Source organism: Neptuniibacter halophilus (assembly GCF_030295765.1).
GTDB classification, from domain to species: Bacteria; Pseudomonadota; Gammaproteobacteria; order Pseudomonadales; family Balneatricaceae; genus Neptuniibacter; species Neptuniibacter halophilus.
Window position 1 is genome coordinate 2,783,309 of sequence record NZ_AP027292.1, and the last position, 22,996, is coordinate 2,806,304.

Below are 22,996 nucleotides of genomic sequence, written 5' to 3' on the forward strand. Positions count from 1 at the left end.
ACTTTTCAAAGTGCGTATTGGATGAAGCCGAATCGTGAAAGGATTTCTAAAAAGCCATCGATTCAGGGGCGGTATAGTTAACTGAGTCAGTTGGCAGAGAAATTAAAGTGGCACCCCATTCCCCCTTCTGTGCAGCCGAGCATTTCAGATTTCAAATGAAAAAGCGCGAGCACTGTTTGAGGTCGCTTGCGACCGAGTTGCGCAGCGCCATTTGAAAACTGAAACGCGCAGGGAAGTTGGCGTAGCCAACCAAACAGCAGGGGCGGTTTTGGGTTGTCAGGGTATTTGGGCGCCCAAATACCCTGACTCGCCAGCAAGGCGAAAGCGGAATCGAAAATAAGACCTCGCTCTACAGGAAGCGCCTCGACTAAATGAGCACCTCCTCCACAGGAGCTTTTTAAGTCTGGTTGCTCCGGCTGCTATTGGCACATTGCGGTCGTCTCTGTTCTGTCTCTCAATTCGTTTCACTCTATATGAGATTGATGAAACGACCCGCAGTTACAGGGGCTTTCATTGCATTACTTATGAGAAACGACAGGTAACCCGGCAACTGACAGCGGGCTAGCAGTTACACAAGCCGTTATGGCAAACGTAGTGATGACAAGGGCGAGCCGTCACAAACCGATAAACTGCACAATATTCAGCAGTAACAGGATCGTTGCGATAAGTTTCCAGACCAGCAGGGGGTTCCGCTCAAGCATTGGCTGGTGCTGGATTTTGGCTTCCAGGCTCTGGTTGGGTTGGGTCAGGTCCTGCAGAAATTCAGAGAAGGCGTCGTAGCGGAAGCGCGGGTTGGGCTGCAGCGCTTTGCGCAGACAGCCTTCCACCCACAACGGCAGATCGCGGCGCTGTTGCAGCGCCGGGGTGTAATCGAGATCGGCGTAGTTGTTGAGATGCGCGCTGTGAGCTGACATCTCTTTATAGGGCAGCTTGCCGGTAATCATCTCGTAGACAATAACGGCCAGTGAAAACAGATCTGATTTGAAACTGCCGGGTTCACCCAACAGGTATTCCGGCGCTACATAGTTAACTGAACCCTGAGGTACCGATTTATCCAGTGGCGAGTTCAGTTCCTCGATGCCGGCGATTTTTACGGTGCCGAAATCCAGAATCTTCACCCGACCATCCTGATTGATCATGATGTTTTCCGGTTTCAGATCCTGATGCACCATATCGGCCCGCTGTAACGCCCGCAGGCCCTGAATAATCTGTTTGGTGAGGCTGCGTACTGCTTCCAGCGGCGGGTTGGGGTTATCGTTCATCCACTCGCGCAGGTTCATCCCTTCAATATGCTCGCCAAGATAGTAGAGGAACTGTTTTGGCTGCAGGGGCGGGTAGGTTTTCATCACATTGGGGTGATCAATCAGCTGACCGACCCACTCTTCACGGATAAAGCCATCCAGATAGAGGGCATCATCGGCGAAGTTAAGTGAGGGGGTTTTAAGCACGAAGTGCTTCGGGCTTTGACCGGCCTTGCTGCTCTGGCTATCGCACTCTTTGACCCGGTACATATGGCTGCGGGTACCGCTGAAAATAATATCCAGTACTTCGTATCCGTCGATCTTGTTGCCTACGGCGAGCACGGGGGGGATGGGCAGCTGGCTCAGGCGCTGATGGCTTTCATTCAGGGTTTCCTGAGGCAGTTGGTCAACACAGGTAATCAGAGCGGTGAGGTTATCATCGCTGCCCTGGGCCAGTGCTGTTTCTACCATCCTGGCGGCGGTTTGTTCCGGTGTATTGAAGCCCTCTTTGAGCATTTTTTTCAGGGCTGCGTGGCTGACAAACTCGTGCACGCCGTCGCTGGTCAGCAGCAGCATGTCGCCGGTTTTGAGGTTACAGGTGCCGTAATCCACTTCCAGATGACGGTCGCCGCCCAGAGCGCGGGCAAGGTAGGTTTTGCCCCCGGATTTGCGGGTATGGTCCTGAGTCAGCTGGATCAACTCGCCATCCTGATAGAGACAGATGCGTGAGTCGCCCACATGGAACCAGTGCAGGGTGTTGGATTTGATCACCGCGGCGGAGAAGGTGCACAGCATGCTGTCCTTCTCGCGCTGGCTCTGGCCATTCTCTTTGTGCAGCCAACTGTTAAGGCCAGTCAGCACCCGCGACACCGAATTGCGGACACTCCAGCTGTGTGGGGTGCTGTAGTAGTCCTGCATAAAGCTGGTGACACTGGTCTGACTGGCAATATGGGAGTCGGCACAACTGCTGACGCCATCGGCAATCACCGCCGCGCCGCCCTTGAATTCAAGGTCAGCAGCCAGGTCTGGAAGATGCGCGGCAAAGGCGTCCTGATTGGCAGGCTTGTGTCCAGCCACCGATTGGCCGCCAAAGCGTAAAGCGAGTGTTGTCTGACTCATAATTTCAGGGCGCCAGCGGATGATTCAGCCTTGTCCATTGGCGCAGCGGTTCTCCTCAACTGACCTTGATCAGCTCGACGGTGCCATCTTCGTTAACTTCAGCCATATGACCTTTAGGTTCCTCAAGGAACAGCAGGGTAACAAAGCCAAGTACTGCAGTGGCTGCGATCACGGTAAAGAATGTTGAGTAGTCTACCATGGACAGCACAGTCAGATAGAAGACCGCGCCAACGTTACCGTAGGCACCGGTCATGCCGGCAATCTGCCCGGTAAGGCGACGTTTGATCAGCGGTACTACTGCAAACACGGCACCTTCACCGGCCTGCACAAAGAAAGAGCAGGCCATCGCGGCGGCCACTGCCAGAAACAGCGGCCAGCTACTGTCGATCATTGACATCGTGGCATAACCGGCTGCCAGACCGGCAGTCAGAATCAGCAGGGTTTTCTTGCGTCCGCAGCGGTCGCTGATCCAGCCGCCACCGGGGCGTGACATCAGGTTCATAAAGGCATAGGCCGAGGCCAGCAGGCCTGCATAAACCATGTCCAGTTCAAATACTTCGGCGAAGAACAGTGGCAGCATTGAAACCACTGCCAGTTCAGAACCGAAGGTTGCAAAATAGAGCACGTTGAGTACGGCCACCTGCTTGAACTTGTACTGCTCTACCTCGGGCACCGGGGTTGTGAAAATTTCTTTATTGACCCGGTAGGCGCTGTAGCAGTCGTAAATAAAGATCAGAGCCAGGGCAATGTAGATCATTACTGCCGCCGCGTCAGACAGGATTGAAACGCCTGCCGGTGAGAGCTTCCAGGTGAGCAGAGAAAGGGCCGCGTACATCGGTAGTTTCATGATCAGAAGGAAGTAGAAATCGGCACGGCTGGTCACTTCCATACCGCCGATCTTCTTCGGCTTGAAGTAGGTGGAGCCTTTAGGCGTATCGGAGACATTTTTGTACCAGATGACACTGAATACCAGACTCAGTGCGCCGGTCAGGCCCACGGCATAACGCCAGCCATTTTCACCGCCAAAAATCAGGGCCAGGGTTGGCAGCAGCATGGCGCCGGCTGCCGAACCAAAGTTGCCCCAGCCACCGTAGATGCCTTCTGCAGTACCCAGTTCGTTAGCCGGGAACCACTCGCTGACCATACGGATACCAATCACAAAACCGGCTCCGATAAAGCCCAGCAGGAAGCGGGATATGGCTGCCTGGGCAAAGTCGGTGGAGAGGGCAAACAAAAAGCAGGGAAAACTGGCGATAAACAGCAACGCGGCGTAGGTGATCCGCGGCCCGTACTTATCAGTCAGCATACCTATAATGATGCGCGCCGGAATGGTCAGCGCTACGTTGAGGATCAGCAGGGTTTTGACTTCGGCTTTGCTCAGGCCCAGCGATTCGGCAATCGAGCCGAGCAGGGGGGCGTGGTTGAACCAGACAAAGAATGTGATGAAGAAGGCGATCCAGCTCATGTGCAGGATCTTCATTTTGCCGCTGAATGAGAACAGATTCAGCTTATCGCTGTGACTCATGGGGTTGGCCTCTCATAATAGTTATAAAGTTGTGCCAACGAAAAAAGGCGTTCAACGCTTCCTGTCCGAAAACAGAAAGTTTGAACGCCTTTGTTCATTGTGGGTATTCGTTTGGCAAAGCGGAAGCGGAGGGCTGTTTGTAACCCGGTATTGCTCCCTTATGGTGCGCCCTGTTACAAAATAGGGCTCAGTTAATTCTCCTGGCCGGGCATGCTGGGTATTATCGCCTTTGAAAACAACCAGTTAGCCATCAGACCGCTTTTTGTTCGCCTGTTGTTGTTTTACATTGCACTTCTTGTGCCAGTTCTCTTTAGCAGAGGGGGAGTCTTTTTAACGTAACCGCTTTAACCCGTTGTAAATATTTAACTTTCAGTACGTTACCGACAAAAAAAGCCCGGCTTTGCAGGCCGGGCTATGGGGGAGCAGCAGATCGGTGCAGGGATCAGGCTGCTTGTTCCTGACTATCGGTAGCAGGGGTTTCTTTAACCGCTTCAGGCTTTTTTTCTTCCGCCTTAGCAGGCTGATCAGCCTCGTCCGGCTTGCGCTGTTTTTCGTAAAGGAAGGTCAGCACTTCATGTCGGTAGTGGTTGTACTGTGGATCGTCCGCCAGGGCGATACGGTCTCGCGGGCGGGGAAGTTCAATATCCAGAATCTCGCCGACGGTTGCCGCCGGGCCGTTGGTCATCATCACAATCCGATCGGAGAGCAGTACTGCTTCATCCACATCGTGGGTGATCATGATCACGGTGTTGTTGAGGTCTTTCTGGATCTCCATCAGTGAGTCCTGCAGATGCGCCCGGGTCAGGGCATCCAGTGCGCCGAAAGGTTCGTCCATCAGCAGTACGCTGGGTTCCATTGCCAGAGCACGGGCGATACCGACGCGCTGCTTCATACCGCCGGAGATTTCATCCGGACGTTTGTGCATGGCGTGGTCCATGTGCACCAGTGACAGGTTGTGTTCAATCCACTCTTTCACTTCAGCTTTGGATTTGCTGCGGCCAAACACCTGCTTAACGGCCAGCTCAACGTTTTCATACGCGGTCAGCCAGGGCAGTAGCGAGTGGTTCTGAAAAACCACGGCGCGCTCGGGGCCGGGTTCATTAACCTCTTTACCGTCCAGCAGACAGCCGCCTTTGGTGGCCTGGTAGAGGCCGGCAACAATGTTCAGTACGGTGGATTTACCGCAACCGGAGTGGCCGATCAGAGAGACGAACTCACCCTTGTTGATGGTCAGATTAACATCCTGCAGGGCTTTAAAAGGGCCATTTGGGGTTGGAAAGTCGATATCAACCCCGGTCAGTTCTAGGTGCTTTGGAGGCTGTGCCATCTTGGTTCTCCTGCCGGGGAGATCCCCGGACTAATAATTCTGAATCGGTTAGCGAAGTACGGCGGTTTTATCCCAGGATACTTTCCGCTGCAGGAACAACATGCTGCGGTCGAGCATGAAACCGATCATGCCGATTACCAGTACGGCTACCATAATCCGGCCGAGTGAGCTGGAGCTGCCGTTTTGGAACTCATCCCAGACAAATTTGCCGAGGCCGGGGTTCTGCGCCAGCATTTCGGCGGCGATCAGTACCATCCAGGCGATACCCAGCGACAGACGCAGGCCGGTAAACATCATCGGAATGGAGGCCGGCAGTACAATTTTGCGTACATGGGTGAACCAGTTCAGGCGCAGGACCTGAGAGACGTTCTGCAGATCTTTACTGATGCCGGATACGCCCACGGCGGTGTTAAGCAGGGTGGGCCACAGGCTGCACAGAGAAACGGTGATCAGCGAGGTGATAAAGGATTTAGCGAACATCGGATCATCGCTGACGTAGACCGCACTCACCACCATGGTCACCAGTGGCAGCCAGGCCAGCGGTGACACCGGCTTGAAGAGCTGGATCAACGGGTTAAATGCCGAGTACAGGGTGTTATTCAGACCGATAACAATACCTGCCGGAATGGCGATCAGAGAAGCCATCACAAACCCGCTGAGTACGGTGATCAGACTGGTACCGATCTGGTCGAAAAAGGTGGGAGCACCGGTATAAGGGCGGATTTTCACCTCAGCATCCGGGTTCTTTTCCAGTTTCTTGGCGTTACGTTTTTCCTGACGCTCATAAAACGCGGCTTCTTTATCCCGTGCAGCGTTATGTTCGTTGATCAGGTTGACTGTCTGTTCGTATACCGCAACCGGGCCGGGGAAGGCACCCAGTGAGGTGTTGATATTTTTGGCACCAATCTCCCAGACAAAGAGAAAAGCGATCAGGCCAATCAGAGGTACCAGCAGGCATTTTGCCAGATTGCCCAGATTGGCTTTGGGGTTCTCGAAGAGGCCGCTGAGGCCGGATAGTAGAGTTGCATTACTCATGGCTACTTTCTCTCCCGATGTTTAGAGGCCCCCTCCGCAGAGGGGGATTCGGGTTGGTGTCTGTCGCTTAAATTTTCTGTTCAGGTTTCAGACCGATCTGGAATTTTTTCAGATAGGCGTTTGGCTGTTTACCGTCATAGGTGATGCCGTCGATAAAGTGGGTCTGTGGCTCACGGAATCCATCTTCAGTGTTGAAGTCCGGGAACATATCGGCGCTCATCTTACCCTCTGCGATCAGCTCTTTTGCTGCTTCAGCGTAGATGTCAGGACGGTATACTTTCTTCGCAATATCCATAAACCAGTCGTCAGATTTAGGCTCGGCAATCTGGCCCCAGCGACGCATCTGAGTCAGGTACCAGATCGCATCGGAGTAGTAAGGGTAGGTTGCGTTGTAGCGGAAGAAGACGTTGAAATCCGGTACTGCACGCTTATCGCCTTTCTCATACTCGAAGGTACCGGTCATGGAGTTAGCGATGACTTTCTCATCGGCACCGACGTAGTTTGGCTGGGAGAGGATCTTCACTGCTTCCGGACGGTTGCTGTTGTTGTTGTCATCCAGCCATTTCGCCGCACGGATCATCGCTTTTACGACACGCAGGTGTGTGTTCGGATTCTCGTCAGCCCAGGATTTAGACACGCCGAATACTTTCTCCGGGTTGTCTTTCCAGATCTCGTAATCGGTTACAACCGGTACACCAATACCTTTGAATACAGCCTGCTGGTTCCATGGCTCACCTACGCAGTAGCCGTAGATGGTGCCGGCTTCCATTGTCGCGGGCATCTGCGGCGGTGGGGTTACAGAGAGCAGTGCGTCGGCATCGATGGTGCCGGAGGTATCGCCTTTATGTGGCGCATAGTAGCCCGGGTGAATACCACCCGCTGCCAGCCAGTAGCGCAGCTCATAGTTGTGGGTGGATACCGGGAACACCATGCCCATATTGAACGGCTTGCCTTCTGACTTGTACTTCTCTACAACCGGCTTCAGCGCATCGGCTTTGATCGGATGAACCGGTTTGCCGTCTGCCTGTTTCGGAATGTTAGGTTTCATCTGATCCCAGATGTCGTTGGAAACGGTGATCGCGTTACCGTTCAGGTCCATGCTGAAAGCGGTGATGATATGCGACTGAGTACCAAAACCGATGGTGGCTCCCAGTGGCTGACCGGCCAGCATGTGTGCGCCATCCAACTGACCATCGATAACCCGGTCGAGAAGAACTTTCCAGTTTGCCTGCGCTTCCAGTGTCACGTACAGGCCTTCGTCCTCGAAGAACCCTTTTTCATAGGCGATGGCCAGAGGTGCCATATCAGTCAGCTTAATAAAGCCGAACTTCAGGTCCTCTTTCTCAGGCTCGCCGATCTCCGCCCAGGCTGGCAGTGTGACCAGAGAGGCCGCCAGAACTGCACCGCTGATTACTTTACTGAGTAGAGCCGTCTTCTTCTTGAGCATGGATCGTTCCTCCAAATTAAAAAACAAAAAGGCGCCTGACATAATCACTGAGTAGTGATCTGTAAGGCGCCTTTGCCGTTAATCATTTCGCTATTTGGGTAGCGATGAATATTTGTTGTCTCACCGCCATTGGTGAGTGGGTTAATGTGTATTTAGCATGTGCTGTGCCAAACATTAAAACCCATTGTTTTTCAGTTAGTTAATTTGGTTATGGTGCCTTTTAGTGTTATTTTTCTGGTTTTGCGCTGCACAATTTTGCAGCTTTCCCGGTCATTTCGCCTTGTTTGGGTGCACAGTTTTTGCTCAGTCGCACCACTGTGTATAAAGGTCGCTGCGGAAAACCTGCGCAGCTATTCCGGCCAGATCCTGTTCGGTTTCTTTCAACTGCGAACAGGCCTGCATCTGCAGCAGCAGGAACTCACCCTGTTTCCGGTCGGGCTGGTTAACGTCGGTTCCGGCGAAACGCTGTCCCATGACACAGGGAGGGCTGAACCCTTCCAGCGCTTCGGCTGCTTTATCCAGATAGGGCGGCAGCGCCAGCAGTTGCAACATTTCGGTCTGATTAGCCGGATCGGCACACCACTGACAGGCATTGTAGATTGCCCTGACCAGCGCCTGATGGGTGTGCGGGTGGTTGTCAGCCCAGCTTTGGGTGACACCCAGTACTTTCTCCATATGAGGCCCCCAGATCTGGTAGCCGGTGGTCAGTAAACCGCCGGTCTGGCGGATCAGCGCCAGACTGTTCCAGGGCTCGCCCACGCAGTAACCGTCAATCAGACCGCTGGCCAGATTGTCCAGCATTTTGGTGGGCGGCACCGCGACCAGTTCAATATCTTTGCCGGTGTCGATCTGATGCTGATTCAGCCAGTAGCGTAACTGGTAATGGTGGTTGGAGTAGGGGTAGACAGTGGCGATCACCGGTTTCCGGCTCAGCCCGGCCAGCAGTTGCTTAAACTGACGTCCCAGTTCCTTATCATCCTGCCAGTTCTCAACCTGCTGGGTCAGGCTGACGTACAGCTCTTTCGAGAGGGTGATTGCTGTGCCGTTCTGACTCAGGGTCAGGGCGGTGAGCATTGGTGTAGGGTTACCATTCAGTCCCAGTGTCGCGGCCAGGGGCATGGGTGCCAGCATCTGAGCACCATCGAGCAGGCCAAAGCTGACCTTGTCGCGGATCGAAGCCCAGGAACTTTCTTTTTGCAGAATCACATTCAGACCCTGTTGCTGGAAAAAGCCTTTCTCCCTTGCCACCACCAGGGGAGCGCAGTCCAGCAGCGCGACAAAGCCAAGGCTCAGATCGCGTTTTTCCGGTAGCTGTGTTGCCGTCATACCTGTTCCTCTATCTCTACTTGCTCAGGCCGTTGCTCAGACTCAGAACGTCCACTACGCTGGCGGCCACGTCCGGAAGCTTCTGCCCCCGGTCCATGGCCAGCTTGCGCAGGGTTTTGTAGGCCTGGTCTTCATCACAACCCTGATGTTTCATCAGCATTCCCTTGGCTTTTTCTATGATCTTGCGATCCGCGAGCTGAGTCCGTGTTTTTTCCAGCTCTTCGCGCAGTGCGGAGTGCGCGTCAAAATGGGCGATCGCTGTATCCATAATTGCCCGCACCCTGTCGGGTTGCAGGCCGTCGGCTATATAAGCACTGACACCGGCATTAATCGCATCGGCCATTGTCCGGCGGTCATTCTGTTGTTCGGCAAAGAACACGATCGGTCGTGGATTGTTCTGGCTCATGGTGGCCATACTTTCCATGGTGTCGCGATCCGGGGAGTCCATATCAATAATCACGATATCCGGGTGGAAATCACCGACGTATTGATTCAGGTCCGTAGTGTCGGGCAACTGGCAGACAACGTGATGACCCAGTTGGTGCAGCGCTTGTTTCAGCGCGTTAACCCGTTCCGGTTCATCATCGACCAGCAGCACATTGAGGCGTTTTAAATTACTCATGATCCAGTTCCAGCATTGGATATGCCCGATTATTCAGCAATAACTGTTCCAAAATTGAGCAGAAGCTGGCACGGGGGTTGCTTTTACCTTGTATAAGAAGCGGATCGGCTATGAGAGCAGGTCTGCAAATCGAATACACGCAACGGGGCGTACTTATCTGGCGTAAGCTTAGGTAGGCGCCCTGTTTTGTTATGGGCGGCAGCAGATAAGTACCCCGGCAAAGCGAGTTAGATTGTGTGGAGGTCAGAATGCACAAATTGACGACCTGTCCCTACTGCGGTGTGGGATGCGGTGTTGACGCGGAACTACTGGATCAGACGGTGAGCCAGGTAAAAGGGGATCGGGAACATCCATCCAATTTTGGCCGTTTATGCGTAAAGGGTTCCTCATTGCATGAGGTACTCGGCAGTGAGGGGCGCTTGCTTAAACCCCTGTTGGACGGTCAGCCTGCTGAGTGGAATGATGCGCTAAATCAGGTCGCCGAGCGACTTTTGTGCACCATTAAAGAGCACGGCCCTGACTCGGTGGCGTTCTATCTGTCGGGTCAGTTACTGACAGAGGATTATTATGTAGCGAATAAGCTGATGAAGGGCTACATCGGCAGCGCCAATGTGGATACCAACTCCCGGCTCTGTATGTCATCGGCTGTTGCGGGCTATAAGCGGGCGTTCGGCAGTGACACCGTGCCCTGCTGTTATGAGGATCTGGAGCAGACCGATCTGCTGGTGCTGGTGGGGAGTAATACCGCCTGGAACCATCCGGTTCTGTTTCAGCGGATGCAGGCCGCGAAGAAAGCCAATCCGGAGCTGCGTGTGGTGGTGATTGATCCCCGGCGTACCGCGACCTGTGATCTGGCGGATCTGCATCTGGCCCTGAAGCCGGGCACCGACAGTGAACTGTTTTCCGGGTTGCTCTGTTTTCTGGCGGAATCCGGAGATCTGGATACGGATTATATCGCGGCCCACACCGAGGGGTTCGATCAGGCGCTTGCCGCGGCTCAGTCACAGTTTTCCGGCCTCAGTGAGTTAGCAGAATACTGTGATCTGGATGAAGCACAACTGCGGGCTTTCTATGAGCTGTTTGCTGCTACATCCCGAGTGGTTACCTTTTATTCTCAGGGTGTGAATCAGTCTTCCAGCGGCACTGACAACTCCAATGCGATTATCAACTGTCATCTGGCCACCGGGCGCCTTGGTGTTGCCGGTGCGGGGCCTTTCTCGATTACCGGGCAGCCTAATGCGATGGGTGGTCGCGAGGTTGGGGGGCTCTCTAACCAACTGGCGGCGCATATGGACTTTTCATCGGAGGCTTCCATCGATCGGGTGCAGCGTTTCTGGCAGGCACCCAATATTGCGCGCAAAGAGGGACTCAAAGCGGTTGATCTGTTTGCGGCGGTGGACAGTGGCCGGATTAAAGCGGTCTGGATTATGGGAACCAATCCGGTGGTCAGCCTGCCGGACAGCGAGAGGGTAAGGCGTGCGCTTGAGCAGTGCCCGCTGGTGATCGTCTCCGAATGTATGGCCAGTACAGATACCCTGAAATGCGCGGATATTGCATTGCCGGCCACCGGCTGGAGTGAGAAAAACGGTACCGTTACAAACGCGGAACGACGTATTTCCAGACAGCGCGGGTTATTGCCACCCAGCGGTGAGGCGAAGCACGACTGGTGGATTGTTTGCGAGGTGGCTAAGCGGATGGGCTTTGCTGAGGGCTTCAGCTTCAGTCATCAGGCTGAGATTTTCGCGGAGCATGCTGCCTTGTCCGGGTTTGAAAATCAGGGCAGCCGCGATTTTGATATCAGCCTGTTTGCGGATATCGATATCGCTACCTACGATGCGTTGAAGCCTGTGCAGTGGCCGGTTACGGCGACATCACCTTACGGCACAGCGCGTCTGTTTGCCGATGGCCAGTTTTATACCGAGTCAGGCAAGGCCCGGTTTATTCCTCTGCAGAGCAGCGCGCCTAAGCAGCAGCCGGTGCCTGAACTACCTTATATTCTGAATACCGGGCGAATTCGCGATCAGTGGCATACCATGGCCGTCACCGGTCGGGCACCCCGGTTGTTTCAGCACCGGGATGAACCTTTCGTCGAGATGGCGTTAGTGGATGCAGTTTCAAATAGCATCGAGGAGGGGGATCTGGTGCGGCTTGGTCATCCTCAGGGGGAGTTTATCGGCCGTGCCCGGATAAGTGATGGGCAGCGCCGGGGCGAGTTGTTTGTTCCTATGCACTGGAATGGTGAGTTCAGCTCCCGGGCGAGAATGGGGGCTCTGCTGGAGCCGGTGACCGATCCGATCTCCGGACAACCGGAATCTAAGCATGGTCGGGTCAGCATGCAGCCTTACCGACCGTTATGGCAGGGTTGGCTGATCTGTCGCAAAGAACTGAAACCGCAGTTGCCGGTAGAATACTGGTCGCGGGTACCTAAGGGCGAGGTGGACTTTTATTATCTGGCCGATGGTAATGCGCTGGAAGATCCGCTGGCCTGGTGTCGCGATGAGCTGGGTGAAGCTGATCTCTGGCTGGAGGATAAAGGCGAGCATAGTTTCAGAGCTGCCGGCCTGGATGGGGAGCAGCTATCATGGTGCTTCTTCCAGATGCCCTATGCGCGCATTCCCTCCACCCAGTGGCTGGAGGAGATGTTTCGCGAGGCGGAGTTAAGTCAGGATCAGCGGCGTTTTCTGCTCAGCGTTACGGGCTGTGAACTGGAAGACCCGGGCGCCATCATCTGTAGCTGTTATCAGGTGGGCAGCCATGCGATAGAGGATGCCATCAGTCAGGGCTGTGGCAGTGTGGAGGCGTTGGGTGAGCGATTACGTTGCGGTACCAACTGCGGTTCCTGTATACCTGAGCTGAACGAGATGTTGTGTAAGACATTGTAAAAGAGATAACGACAACCAGAAAAAGGCCGTAACTCAGCGACTGTTTATTGTGTTGAGTTGAGCCTTTCCAGAGTAGAGAAGACTCAAGGCATCCAAGGATGCCTTTTTTTTTCGCCGGGGTGCAGTTACCGCAGAATGGTTTCCAATCGGCTGTTTTCCCCCTAATATTATCGGTACCTATCTTTTTCCGGGAGTCGGTGTGAGGAAAACAGTTATCCGCACGCTTTATCTGATCGCAGGCAGCCTCTGTGTCATTTTGGGGCTGATCGGTGTGCTCCTGCCCCTGTTACCCACTACCCCTTTTATGCTGCTGGCCGCGTTCTGCTTTTCCCGCAGTTCGGAGCGGTTGCATCAGGCACTTCTGAATAACCGTATTGTTGGCAAAATCATTCGTGACTGGGAGGAGAACGGGGTGATTCCCCTGAAAGCGAAGATCCTGGCCAGCAGTATGATGCTGTTGATGGTCAGTTATCCGCTGATTTTCAGAACCTTCCATATCGGCCTGAAGGCGATGGTGGTGGTAACGATAATTATTGCTCTGGGCTATATCTGGTCACGGCCTTCTGTGCCACAGCCGAAATCCCCGGCGGGTTCTGTGGCGGGATTTGCGCTACCGAATAAGCGTGTCTGAACGCTGATCCGGGTCGGTTTAGCAGATTGCTTTGCCGGTTTTATAACGGATTTTTTCCTCTGCCGGGCAGCTTTTTTTCCCCTGTTTTAACCTCTCCAACCTGAAAGTTTCTCATTCAATTTTAGCTAAAATTTTAATAAAAACTCTTTCGATTTCTCTGAAGCCCAATATTCATGGGCTATGCGGGTTTTTTCAAACACCTGTATTCCGGCAGAAAAATATAGATAAAATTTTAATAAAAAGCGGCTTTTTTTATTGAATTTCGGCTCTAGCATAAACTTACAAGTAAGGGCTTTAAGCCACTTTAAAGCACTTGAAACTGGTTCTGCAGTAATGATTAACCCAAGAATACGCAGGTAAAGGTCATGGGTACCGAAGCAAAAAATTCGTCATATCAATATAAAGTAGCGATGCTGGATCGGGAGGGCACTTATGCCCGCTGGAGCCAGGAGATCGCGAAGGCGGGTCTTTACTGGAAGTTTGTCCGCTTCGATACAACTGACAGCCTGATCGATAATCTGGAGCATCAGGTTTTTGATGTGGTCATTATTCCCTGCTCTATGCAGGCGCTGATCGATATCGAAAACATGGCGCGGGTTACTCAGCTTCAGCCGCAGTCAATTCGGGTGTTCTTTGGTTCTGAATTCTGGAATCCGGGTTATAAAGCGAAAGCGGCTGAAGTGGCACACCGGATCTACCCGACCACTACCACATTGCAAGAGATCGGTGAGCAACTGGATTATCAGGTTAAGCTGGTACGCCTGCTGAATCGTTCCTCGCTGCAGACTTATGTTTCCAATGTCGGTTGTCTGCCGTCACCGCCGCAGATGTATAAACAGCTTACTGATGCAATCAACTCCGATGTGGCAGATCTGCGGACTATTGGTGAGATTGTGGCGCAGGACCCGGCAGTCACTGCGCGGATCATGAAACAGGTGAACTCGGCGTTCTTTGGTTTCAGTCGTGAGATCTCTGATCTGACTGAGGCGATCTCTATGCTCGGCGTGCGTAACCTGCGCAGCATGGCGCTCAGCAGCCAGTTGCAGCAGCAGTTCCGTCCTGACAATGACTGGAAACAGTTCTCGTTTGATAAGCTGGCAGAACGGTCACTGCTGGTAGGGCGGCTGGCTCAGGCGATCAGTCGTCGGGCAGGTGCCAGTAAAGCGATACAGGATCAGGCGTTTCTTGCCGGTCTGCTGCACGATCTGGGTGTGTTGATCATGGCTTCACATGATCCGGATCAGTATAAAAAGATTCTCAACTACTCGGCGAAAAAGCAGAAGCCAATCTATCTGGTGGAAAAAGCGGCGTTTGGCTTCTTCCATGGCGAAGTGGCCGGAGCCCTGCTGGCATTGTGGAATCTGCCGCCGCAGGTGGTAGAAGCGGTAATGCTGCACCATGTGCCGCATCTCAGCGAGAACAAAGAGTTTACAGCGCTGACCGCAGTGCATGTGGCTGATGCGATGCTGCCGTCAATCGATACCGTAGGAAATTGCGATCTGGCCAGTGGCCTGTCGCTGCGATACCTGGATCAGGTGGGCGTTATGGAAGAGGTCCCACAATGGCGTATTGCCGCCAACGAATACCGTCTGCGTATGGTTTCGAATTCATAAACGAGAGGATCTCATAATTCGCTGGAAAGTTCGCCGGGCCCTGTGGGGAGCATACGTTGGGGTCTGTAACTGATAGGGCCCGGCACTCTTTTCATTCATTTCTTCTGTGCTTTGCTGCCTGTTACAATGGGCGTTTTCCTATTTTGCAGGCACCCCCGTGGCGAAAACCAGCCCAGCCAATTCCCGCAGCCGTAACGGCCTTCACCCACGCAACCCGCACCGGTCGGCCTATGATCTGGACCAGCTCTGTCAGTTGCAGCCGGAACTGTCGCAGTTCCTGCGCCTGAACCCCCGTGGCGAGAAAACGCTGGATTTTTCTGAACCGCTGGCGGTTAAGCGACTGAACCAGGCGCTGCTGGAGCAGCAATACGCAATCCGCTTCTGGGATCTGCCGGAGAACAGTCTTTGTCCGCCGGTACCCGGCCGGGCTGATTATATCCACCATCTTGCAGATCTGCTGGCAGAGCTGAATCAACAACGGGTACCGGTGGGTAATCGGGTACGGGGGCTGGATATAGGTACCGGTGCCAGTTGCATCTACCCGATTCTTGGCAGCCAGAGTTATGGCTGGCGTTTTGTTGCAACCGATATCAATGCGGTATCCCTCGCCGCTTCCGGTCAGATTGTGGCCGCTAACCCGGTTTTAAAAGGCAAAGTGGAATGCCGCCAGCAGCCGGATGCGAAGCACATTTTCCATCAGGTGATCCGGCCGGATGATCTGTTTGACTTCACGCTTTGTAACCCGCCGTTTCATGCTTCTGCTGCTGAGGCGGCATCGGGGAGCCTGCGAAAACAGCGCAACCTTCAGCGCAACCAGCCGGGGTCAGGCAGCAAAGCGCCGCAACTGAATTTTGCCGGGCAGGGAGCTGAGCTCTGGTGTGAAGGCGGCGAGCTGGGTTTTCTGCGCCGGATGATCAAAGAAAGTTCGGCTTATGCGCAGCAGTGTCTCTGGTTTACCAGTCTGGTTTCAAAGAAAGATAATCTATCCGCGCTGCGTCAGGCACTTAAGCAGGCCCGCGCCCGACAGGTCAGGGTGGTCGATATGGCTCAGGGGCAGAAACAGAGTCGCTTTATTGCCTGGAGTTTTCTCAGTACCACAGAGCAGCAAGCCTTCGCCGATCAGCGCTGGAAGCGCTGATCTAACTGCTGTCGGTAAGGGCTGATATCGCCGATCTCACGCGCGATCCACTGTGCATTGTAATAGCTGTCCAGATAGCGCTCACCGCTGTCGCACATCAGGGTGACGATTGAACCCGCTGTTCCAGCAGCTTCCATCGCTTCGGCTACCTGCAGTGCACCCCACAGATTGGTGCCGGTTGATGCGCCGGCCTTACGCCCGATAATCCCCTCAAGCCAGTGAATACAGGCGATGCTGGCTGCATCCGGCACCTGGAACATCTCGTCAATGACATCCGGTTGAAAGGAGGCTTCGAGTTGAGGCCGGCCAATTCCCTCGATCCGGCTCGGACGGATATCGGTCAGGCTCCGCCCCTGGTATCCCGGATAAAACGCAGAAAACTCCGGATCAACCACCAGTAAACGGGTGTTATGTCCTTTGTAACGGATGTAGCGGCCGAGGGTGGCAGAGGTGCCGCCGGTTCCGGCACTCATCACCAGTGTATGAGGGATCGGATGCGGCTCGGCGGCCATCTGCTGAAAAATGCTTTCGGCAATATTGTTGTTGCCGCGCCAGTCAGTTGCCCGCTCAGCGTAGGTGAACTGATCCATAAAATGCCCCTGATGCTGCCGGGCCAGCTCAACAGCACTGCTGTGCATCCGGGTCGGGCAGTCGACAAAATGGCACTGGCCACCATGAAACTCAATCTGGCGTATCTTGCTGCGTGCGGTGGTGCGTGGCATCACCGCAATAAAGGGGACGCCGATCATTCGCGCAAAGTAGGCTTCGGACACTGCGGTACTGCCGGAAGAGGCTTCGATAACCGGCGTACCTTCGCGGATTTTGCCGTTACACAGGGCATAGAGAAACAGAGAGCGGGCCAGACGATGTTTGAGGCTCCCGGTAGGGTGGGTGCTTTCATCCTTCAGGTAGATATCCACAGAGCGGAGCTGTGGCAGGTCCAGCCGGATCAGGTGAGTATCGGCAGAGCGCTGGTAGTCGGCCTGAATTTTCTCGATCGCGTTTTTTACCCATTGAGTCATAGCAGTAATCCATATTCTGAAGCAATGGTGAAAATTTTAGAGAGAGAGGCGGGAAAATATTGTGCTATTTTGTACTGATTAACGCCTTAGTGTGAAAATATTTTCTACAAGATTTGTTTTTTGGGAAAAATCTTATGGATTCGATAGACAGGCAGATTCTTAACCTCCTGCAGGCAGACGCTTCACTCTCGGTGACTGAGCTGGCGGAGCGGGTCAATCTCTCAACGACACCCTGCTGGAAACGGATTAAGCGGCTGGAAGAAACGGGCATTATTAAAGCGCGGGTGGCTCTGCTCGACAGTCAGAAGCTCCGGCTGGGGGTTTCAGTATTCGTGCATATTAAAACCCAGCATCACGATACACAGTGGTTAGAACATTTTGCTGCGGTGATCGCAGGGTTTGACGAAGTGATGGAATGCTACCGTATGGCGGGCGAGTGGGATTACCTGCTACGGGTTGCGGTTGAGGATATCGCAGCGTTTGATCGTTTCTATAAACAGTTGGTCAAGCAACTGCCGGGACTTTCAGATGTGACTTCCAGCTTTGCCATGGAAGAGATTAAGTACAGCACCCGTTTACCGCTTGGATAACTGGCAAAAAACGACTTCCGGATAAATACTGAATCGGATCAACTTGTCTTTCAGCCAGATTGCCGTCTTCAACAGGAGGTATGCCATGTCTTTGCTCCGTCGTATTTTCACACCGCTGCTTATGGGGGTTGTGCTGCACAGTCCGGCCTATGCTGAGGAACATCATCAGCAGAGTGCCAGTTTCAAAGCGAAGTCATTGACCGGGCAGATTACTATGCTGCAGGGAAAGGGCGGCAATATCGGGATTCTCAGTGGTGAGCAGGGCGTACTGATGATCGATGATGATTATCAGCATATGACGCCGGCGTTGCAGCAGGCGCTCACAGAATTCGGTGGCGAGGATAAGCTGACCTATATTATCAACACCCACTGGCATGGCGATCATACTCAGGGAAACCTGCATTTTGGTAAGCATGCCCAGATTATCGCGCATGATAATGTGCGTCACCGTCTCCTGACCAGTCAGGAGGTCAAACTGTTTAATATGAAGACCGAGCCCTACCCGGAACATGCACTGCCTTCCATTACCTATCAGAAAGCCCTGACATTACATATGAACGGTGAGACGGTGGAAATCGTGCATCTGCCGGGCGGCCACACCGACGGAGACTCAGTGGTATTTTTCCGGCAGGCGAACGTGGTGCATATGGGGGATCACTTCTTTAACGGTTTCTTCCCGTTTGTGGATGTCCAGAATGGTGGCAATGTCAGCCGGATGGCCAAAAACGTGGGCACCGTGCTCGACATGATTGATGACAAAACGATCGTGATTCCAGGCCATGGGCCGGTTTCAAATAAAGCAGAACTGGCGGCTTTTAAAGCGATGTTGGAAGGTACTCTGGCAGAGGTGAAGGCGATGCGGGTGGCGGGCATGAATCTTGGTCAGATGCAGGTCAAAGGACTATCGTCTGAGTGGGACGACTGGACCGATGGCTTCCTCTCCAGTCAGGTCTGGATTGGCATCCTCAACAGCAGTCTGGAAAAGCCGTGAGCCGATGATTCAGGATCTGCGATAGAGGCTGGGGGAGACGCCGGTCCAGTTTTTAAAGGCGCGGGTAAAGGCGTTGGGCTCAGAAAATCCCAGTTGTTGTGAGATCTGTGAGATCGGAATGGCTGGCTGGCTGAGGTAATGGATAGCAGCATCCCGGCGGACTTCATCCTTCAGTGCCTGAAAGCTGGTGCCTTCCTCTCCCAGTTTACGGCGCAGGGTGCGGGTGGTCAGGTGCAGCGCTTCTGCAACATGCTCCATGCTGGCTTCGGCGAGATTCTGATTCTGTTCAAAAAAGTCCATCACCCGGCGGGTATAGGTCTGGTAATAAGCCTGACGTTTGAACCAGTCCAGCGGGGCCCTGCGCAGATAAGCGCTGAGGGTGCGGGGTGTCTGTACCACCGGCTCATCCAGCAGTTCGGTACCAAATACTAGTGCGCAGCGGCTTTGGTTGTAATCAACCCGGCAGGGGTACATCAGGCGATGTTCTGCCTGATTAACCGGTTCTGCAAAATTCACACTGACAGATTTAAGCGGCACTAACTGACCGATCAGCCAACTGGGGAAGCGGTGCCAGAGCAATAACAGAAATTCGCGAAGGATGTTATCCGGATCCTGCGAGGGATCGGTCAGATCCATATAAAAGCGTACTTCATCCTCGGTTATCTCCAGTTCCAGATTGATCGCCTCTGCCACCAGATTATAGAAATGCTGCAGATGGTGATAAACCTGACGCAGATTGCGACAGCGCACCGCCTGCTTGGCCATCAGAGTGAAGACACCGTGCCGTGATGGTCGGCTGCCCATACACATAAATTCATCGTCTGATTGCTGCCACATCGCCTGCATCATCCGGCTTAACTGATCCGGGGTGATGCGCAGTCCCGGATTTTCCAGCATCTGCTCATTCAGCCCTGCATGGCGTAACAGCGGCTGAGGGTCCAGACCATGGCGGTTGGCCGCTGCAACCAGCGTACGGGCAAAGTGAATGGAGATGGAATAGTGTTCCAGATTCATGGAGTGTCCGTTAATGAGCGTTTTGTTAGCCTAAATCAGCCTTAATGCAGCTTAGTTTAATTTATATGTCCGATTATGTTAAGCATCGGGCTGTTTTCGTTATTGTGAGCCTGGGTTGCTAAGGCCAAACTAAGGGCATAGCAGGTCGCGGTGAATAAAACCTCAGCGGCATTCATCGGCTAAGCCAGGTAACCCTAAGGAAAGCGAGAATTCCATGCAGAAACGTGAAGTGGTCGTAGTAAGCGGTGTACGTACAGCCATCGGCAGTTATGGTGGCAGTCTGAAAAATCATGCGCCGGGTGATCTGGCGGGCATGCTGGTCGCCGAAGCGGTGAAGCGTGCCGGGGTTGAGGCTGAGCGTGTAAAGCAGTGTGTTTTTGGTAACGTGATTCATTCAGAAGCCGCCGATATGTACATGGCCCGTGTGGCAGCGATCAAAGGCGGCCTGTCGGAAGAAACATCGGCGCTGACGGTCAACCGCTTGTGTGGCAGTGGCTTGCAGGCGGTGCTGAGTGCGGCACAACAGATCCAGTTGGGCATCTGCGATACCGTTATCGCAGGTGGTGCGGAATCCATGACCCGCGCACCCTACCATATTCCGACTGCCCGTTTTGGACAGCGCATGGGGGATGGTGAGCTGATCGACCCGATGGTAGCTGCACTGCATTGTCCGTTTAACCACATTCATATGGGCATGACAGCAGAAAACGTGGCTGAGAAATATGCCATCAGCCGTGAACAGCAGGATCAACTGGCAGCCCTCAGCCATAACCGTGCACAGAATGCGATTGAGCAGGGTTACTTCAAAGAACAGATTGTGCCGGTGGCTCTGAAGAGTCGTAAAGGCGAAACCCTGTTCGATACCGATGAACATGTACGTTACAACTGCAAGCCGGAAGAGATGGCAGGGTTGCGTCCTGTCTTCAAGAAAGATGGCACAGTGACTGCGGGTAACGCTTCCGGCCTGAATGATGCAGCGGCAGCGCTGTTGATGATGGATAAAGAAGCCGCTGAAGCGCAGGGTATTAAGGCGATGGCCCGTCTGGTGGACTACTCCGTGGTGGGGGTTGATCCGAAGATTATGGGAATCGGGCCGGTGCCTGCGATCCGTGAGGTGCTGGAGCGGAACAACCTGAATGTTAACGATATTGATGTTTACGAAGTTAACGAAGCGTTTGCCGCACAGGCACTGGCCGTGGTGCAGCAACTGGATCTTCCTGCAGAGCGGGTTAACCCGAATGGCAGCGGAATCTCTCTGGGCCACCCGATTGGTGCCACCGGTGCCGTAGTGACGGTAAAGGCATTGCATGAGCTGAACCGTATTCAGGGCCGCTATGCGATGGTCAGTCTGTGTATTGGCGGTGGTCAGGGTATTGCCGCGCTGTTTGAGCGAGTTTGACCGGTCTTGATGCCCCTTCTGCCAGGGAAGGCAGCTTTTTAGAACTGAATTAGCAATCTCCGCTGGTTTTGCACGCTGTAGGACGAGTGTCCGTTAGGGCCAGAAATGGCCCCTTTTTTTCAGCGAGCGTAGTCCGGGCGGAGTACCAATCCAACATCGAATAATAAGAGTGTCAGCCGTTGGTACATAAAAAACCGGCTGCCAGGAGTGCAAAAAAGATGAGTGATTACAAACACCCTTACCGCGATACCGAGTTCGTGCTGAATGAACTGGTTAACTTTGATGGTCTCTGTGCCGATCTGGGTATGGACGAGATCAATAATGAACTGGCTTCTGTGATTCTGACAGAAGCGGGCAAACTGGGCAGTGATGTACTGGCGCCTCTGAACACGGTAGGTGATACCCAGCACCCAAAACTCGGTGAGCAGGGCGTTGAGGAAACCGCCGGTTTTGCCGATGCCTACCAGCAGTTTATTGAAGGTGGCTGGCTATCGCTGACCCCGGCAGAAGCCTATGGCGGACAGGCGCTGCCGAATGTCCTGGGCACAGCGGTCAATGAGATCTGGCAGTCCTCGAATCTGGCGTTTGCGCTGTGTCCGCTGCTGACTCAGGGGGCGATCGAATCCATCTCTCATCATGGCTCCGACGAGCTGAAAGAGACCTACCTGCCCAAAATGGTCAGTGGTGAATGGACCGGTACCATGAACCTCACAGAACCGGATGCAGGTACGGATCTGGCTGCTGTGAAAACCAAAGCGGTACCGAACGGTGACCATTACCTGATCTCCGGGCAGAAAATCTTTATCACCTGGGGTGACCATCAGATGACCGACAACGTGGTACATCTGGTACTGGCCCGTTTGCCGGATGCGCCGGCGGGCGTGAAAGGGATCTCTCTGTTTGTGGTGCCAAAATTCCTGCTGGATGAAAACGGCAACCCGGGCCAGCGCAATGATGCCCACTGTGTTTCTCTGGAGCATAAACTGGGGATTCACGGCAGCCCGACCTGTGTGATGAGCTTTGGTGATAACGGTGGCGCAGTCGGTTATCTGGTCGGTGAGGCCAATAAAGGTCTGGCCTACATGTTTACCATGATGAACCATGCCCGTCAGGGCGTAGGCCTGCAGGGTCTGGCAATCTCTGAGCGTTCCTACCAGCAGGCGCTGGAATACGCCAAAGAACGCCTTCAGGGTACTAACCGTGATGGCAGTCGCTTTGCGATTATTAAGTTCCCGGATGTACGACGCATGCTGATGCAGATGAAATCCTCAACGGAAGCGATGCGTGGACTGGCGCTGATTGCCGCCGCCGAGATCGATCGGGCCGGAAATAGTGCAGACCCGGCTGTGGCAGCACAGCATGCTGCCCGGGTTGAGCTGTTAACGCCGATCGTTAAAGGCTGGCTGACCGAACTGGCACAAGAGGTCACTTATCTGGGGACTCAGGTGCATGGTGGTATGGGCTTTATCGAAGAGACGGGTTCTGCTCAGCACTACCGTGATGCGCGGATTCTGACGATCTATGAAGGTACAACCGGTATTCAGGCGCTGGATCTGGTTGGCCGTAAAACGCTGATGAACCAGGGCGAACATCTGGCAGTGTTGATGCAGGATATTGCTGTAACCGTTGAAGAGCTGCAGGCCAGTGAACAGTTTAAAGCTCAGGGTATGGCATTAGCCGAAGCCCTTGAAATGGCACAGACGGCGCGTCAGTGGTTGCTGGATAATGCTGCGGCCGATGAGCATGCCGCGGGCAGTGTCAGCGTTAACTTTATGATGCTGTTCGGCTATCTCTGTGGTGGCTGGGTCATGGGTCAGTCGGCACTGAAAGCACAGCAACTGCTGGATCAGGGAGAAGGGGATCCTGAGTACCTGACTGCCAAGCTGCAAACCGCTGCTTTCTTCAGTCAGCATCTGTTACCTCGGGTTAAGGCCAATCTGGCATCAATCCAGGCGGGCAGCGAAAGCATTATGGCGCTGGATGAAGCGCTGTTCTGAAATTGATCAATATATCGGGTCTGATGCCTCCCCGGGGGTAGTGCAAACGTCATAGCGCTGTGATTTTATGGGTGCTG

General features: G+C 53.8%; 17 protein-coding genes. 8 read left to right on the forward strand and 9 right to left on the reverse strand.

Annotation, left to right across the window (positions count from 1 at the left end):
* Positions 1 to 614: 614 nt before the first annotated feature.
* The 7 genes from QUD59_RS12995 to QUD59_RS13025 form a co-directional block, all read right to left on the reverse strand.
* On the reverse strand, positions 615 to 2,360 hold the full coding sequence (locus QUD59_RS12995) for a bifunctional protein-serine/threonine kinase/phosphatase (protein WP_286237501.1): 1,746 nt from the start codon (positions 2,358 to 2,360) through the stop codon (positions 615 to 617).
* Positions 2,361 to 2,415: 55 nt separating this feature from the next.
* Positions 2,416 to 3,885 carry a NarK family nitrate/nitrite MFS transporter gene (locus QUD59_RS13000; RefSeq protein ID WP_286237503.1) on the reverse strand — a complete coding sequence of 490 codons (1,470 nt, stop codon included), beginning with the start codon at positions 3,883 to 3,885 and terminating at the stop codon, positions 2,416 to 2,418.
* A 442-nt stretch (positions 3,886 to 4,327) separates the two neighbouring features.
* Positions 4,328 to 5,212, reverse strand: a complete 885-nt coding sequence (locus tag QUD59_RS13005; RefSeq protein ID WP_286237504.1) for an ABC transporter ATP-binding protein — start codon at positions 5,210 to 5,212, stop codon at positions 4,328 to 4,330.
* 48 nt (positions 5,213 to 5,260) lie between these two features.
* Positions 5,261 to 6,247, reverse strand: a complete 987-nt coding sequence (locus QUD59_RS13010) for an ABC transporter permease (RefSeq protein WP_286237505.1) — start codon at positions 6,245 to 6,247, stop codon at positions 5,261 to 5,263.
* Between the two features lie 67 nt (positions 6,248 to 6,314).
* Positions 6,315 to 7,694: a CmpA/NrtA family ABC transporter substrate-binding protein gene (locus tag QUD59_RS13015; protein ID WP_286237506.1), complete on the reverse strand. Its 1,380-nt coding sequence runs from the start codon at positions 7,692 to 7,694 to the stop codon at positions 6,315 to 6,317.
* A 303-nt stretch (positions 7,695 to 7,997) separates the two neighbouring features.
* A complete protein-coding gene (locus QUD59_RS13020; RefSeq protein WP_286237507.1) occupies positions 7,998 to 9,020 on the reverse strand; it encodes a CmpA/NrtA family ABC transporter substrate-binding protein in 1,023 nt (340 codons plus the stop codon).
* Positions 9,021 to 9,036: 16 nt separating this feature from the next.
* Positions 9,037 to 9,642 (reverse strand): ANTAR domain-containing response regulator, encoded by a 606-nt coding sequence (locus QUD59_RS13025; protein WP_286237508.1) that lies wholly within the window; start codon positions 9,640 to 9,642, stop codon positions 9,037 to 9,039.
* A 248-nt stretch (positions 9,643 to 9,890) separates the two neighbouring features.
* Here QUD59_RS13025 and QUD59_RS13030 point away from each other — a divergent pair, with 248 nt between their 5' ends.
* From QUD59_RS13030 to rlmF, 4 genes are all read left to right on the forward strand, one after another.
* A complete protein-coding gene (locus QUD59_RS13030) occupies positions 9,891 to 12,524 on the forward strand; it encodes a nitrate reductase (protein ID WP_286237510.1) in 2,634 nt (877 codons plus the stop codon).
* Positions 12,525 to 12,723: 199 nt separating this feature from the next.
* Positions 12,724 to 13,155, forward strand: a complete 432-nt coding sequence (locus QUD59_RS13035) for a YbaN family protein (RefSeq protein ID WP_286237511.1) — start codon at positions 12,724 to 12,726, stop codon at positions 13,153 to 13,155.
* A gap of 365 nt (positions 13,156 to 13,520) precedes the next feature.
* Positions 13,521 to 14,768, forward strand: a complete 1,248-nt coding sequence (locus tag QUD59_RS13040; RefSeq protein ID WP_286237512.1) for an HDOD domain-containing protein — start codon at positions 13,521 to 13,523, stop codon at positions 14,766 to 14,768.
* A 157-nt stretch (positions 14,769 to 14,925) separates the two neighbouring features.
* Complete coding sequence (rlmF, locus tag QUD59_RS13045; RefSeq protein ID WP_286237513.1) at positions 14,926 to 15,906, forward strand: 23S rRNA (adenine(1618)-N(6))-methyltransferase RlmF; 981 nt, start codon at positions 14,926 to 14,928, stop codon at positions 15,904 to 15,906.
* Here the strand turns inward: rlmF and QUD59_RS13050 are convergent.
* Positions 15,888 to 16,928 (reverse strand): PLP-dependent cysteine synthase family protein, encoded by a 1,041-nt coding sequence (locus QUD59_RS13050; protein WP_286237514.1) that lies wholly within the window; start codon positions 16,926 to 16,928, stop codon positions 15,888 to 15,890. The two genes, rlmF and QUD59_RS13050, sit on opposite strands and share 19 nt — an antisense overlap.
* Before the next feature lie 134 nt (positions 16,929 to 17,062).
* On the opposite strand from QUD59_RS13050, the gene QUD59_RS13055 reads away from it, so the two are divergent.
* Entirely contained in the window at positions 17,063 to 17,518 is a 456-nt protein-coding gene (locus tag QUD59_RS13055; protein WP_286237515.1) for an Lrp/AsnC family transcriptional regulator, read from the forward strand.
* An 85-nt stretch (positions 17,519 to 17,603) separates the two neighbouring features.
* Positions 17,604 to 18,509, forward strand: a complete 906-nt coding sequence (locus tag QUD59_RS13060; protein ID WP_286237516.1) for an MBL fold metallo-hydrolase — start codon at positions 17,604 to 17,606, stop codon at positions 18,507 to 18,509.
* Between the two features lie 9 nt (positions 18,510 to 18,518).
* On the opposite strand, the gene QUD59_RS13065 is transcribed toward QUD59_RS13060, so the two are convergent.
* Complete coding sequence (locus QUD59_RS13065) at positions 18,519 to 19,523, reverse strand: AraC family transcriptional regulator (RefSeq protein WP_286237517.1); 1,005 nt, start codon at positions 19,521 to 19,523, stop codon at positions 18,519 to 18,521.
* Positions 19,524 to 19,737: 214 nt separating this feature from the next.
* On the opposite strand from QUD59_RS13065, the gene bktB reads away from it, so the two are divergent.
* Both bktB and QUD59_RS13075 read left to right on the forward strand, forming a co-directional pair.
* The gene (gene bktB / locus QUD59_RS13070; RefSeq protein ID WP_286237518.1) at positions 19,738 to 20,922 is read left to right on the forward strand and encodes a beta-ketothiolase BktB; all 1,185 of its coding nucleotides are present in this window, start codon (positions 19,738 to 19,740) and stop codon (positions 20,920 to 20,922) included.
* Between the two features lie 218 nt (positions 20,923 to 21,140).
* The gene (locus QUD59_RS13075) at positions 21,141 to 22,919 is read left to right on the forward strand and encodes an acyl-CoA dehydrogenase family protein (RefSeq protein WP_286237519.1); all 1,779 of its coding nucleotides are present in this window, start codon (positions 21,141 to 21,143) and stop codon (positions 22,917 to 22,919) included.
* Positions 22,920 to 22,996 lie beyond the last annotated feature (77 nt).

Coding starts and splice junctions, on each gene's coding strand:
- QUD59_RS13025 (WP_286237508.1), bottom strand. CDS start 9,642: ATGAGTAATTTAAAACGCCTCAATGTGCTGCTGGTCGATGATGAACCG.
- QUD59_RS13005 (WP_286237504.1), bottom strand. CDS start 5,212: ATGGCACAGCCTCCAAAGCACCTAGAACTGACCGGGGTTGATATCGAC.
- QUD59_RS13000 (WP_286237503.1), bottom strand. CDS start 3,885: ATGAGTCACAGCGATAAGCTGAATCTGTTCTCATTCAGCGGCAAAATG.
- QUD59_RS13075 (WP_286237519.1), top strand. CDS start 21,141: ATGAGTGATTACAAACACCCTTACCGCGATACCGAGTTCGTGCTGAAT.
- QUD59_RS13020 (WP_286237507.1), bottom strand. CDS start 9,020: ATGACGGCAACACAGCTACCGGAAAAACGCGATCTGAGCCTTGGCTTT.
- QUD59_RS13065 (WP_286237517.1), bottom strand. CDS start 19,523: ATGAATCTGGAACACTATTCCATCTCCATTCACTTTGCCCGTACGCTG.
- QUD59_RS13055 (WP_286237515.1), top strand. CDS start 17,063: ATGGATTCGATAGACAGGCAGATTCTTAACCTCCTGCAGGCAGACGCT.
- QUD59_RS13040 (WP_286237512.1), top strand. CDS start 13,521: ATGGGTACCGAAGCAAAAAATTCGTCATATCAATATAAAGTAGCGATG.
- bktB (WP_286237518.1), top strand. CDS start 19,738: ATGCAGAAACGTGAAGTGGTCGTAGTAAGCGGTGTACGTACAGCCATC.
- QUD59_RS12995 (WP_286237501.1), bottom strand. CDS start 2,360: ATGAGTCAGACAACACTCGCTTTACGCTTTGGCGGCCAATCGGTGGCT.
- QUD59_RS13010 (WP_286237505.1), bottom strand. CDS start 6,247: ATGAGTAATGCAACTCTACTATCCGGCCTCAGCGGCCTCTTCGAGAAC.
- QUD59_RS13050 (WP_286237514.1), bottom strand. CDS start 16,928: ATGACTCAATGGGTAAAAAACGCGATCGAGAAAATTCAGGCCGACTAC.
- QUD59_RS13060 (WP_286237516.1), top strand. CDS start 17,604: ATGTCTTTGCTCCGTCGTATTTTCACACCGCTGCTTATGGGGGTTGTG.
- QUD59_RS13030 (WP_286237510.1), top strand. CDS start 9,891: ATGCACAAATTGACGACCTGTCCCTACTGCGGTGTGGGATGCGGTGTT.
- QUD59_RS13015 (WP_286237506.1), bottom strand. CDS start 7,694: ATGCTCAAGAAGAAGACGGCTCTACTCAGTAAAGTAATCAGCGGTGCA.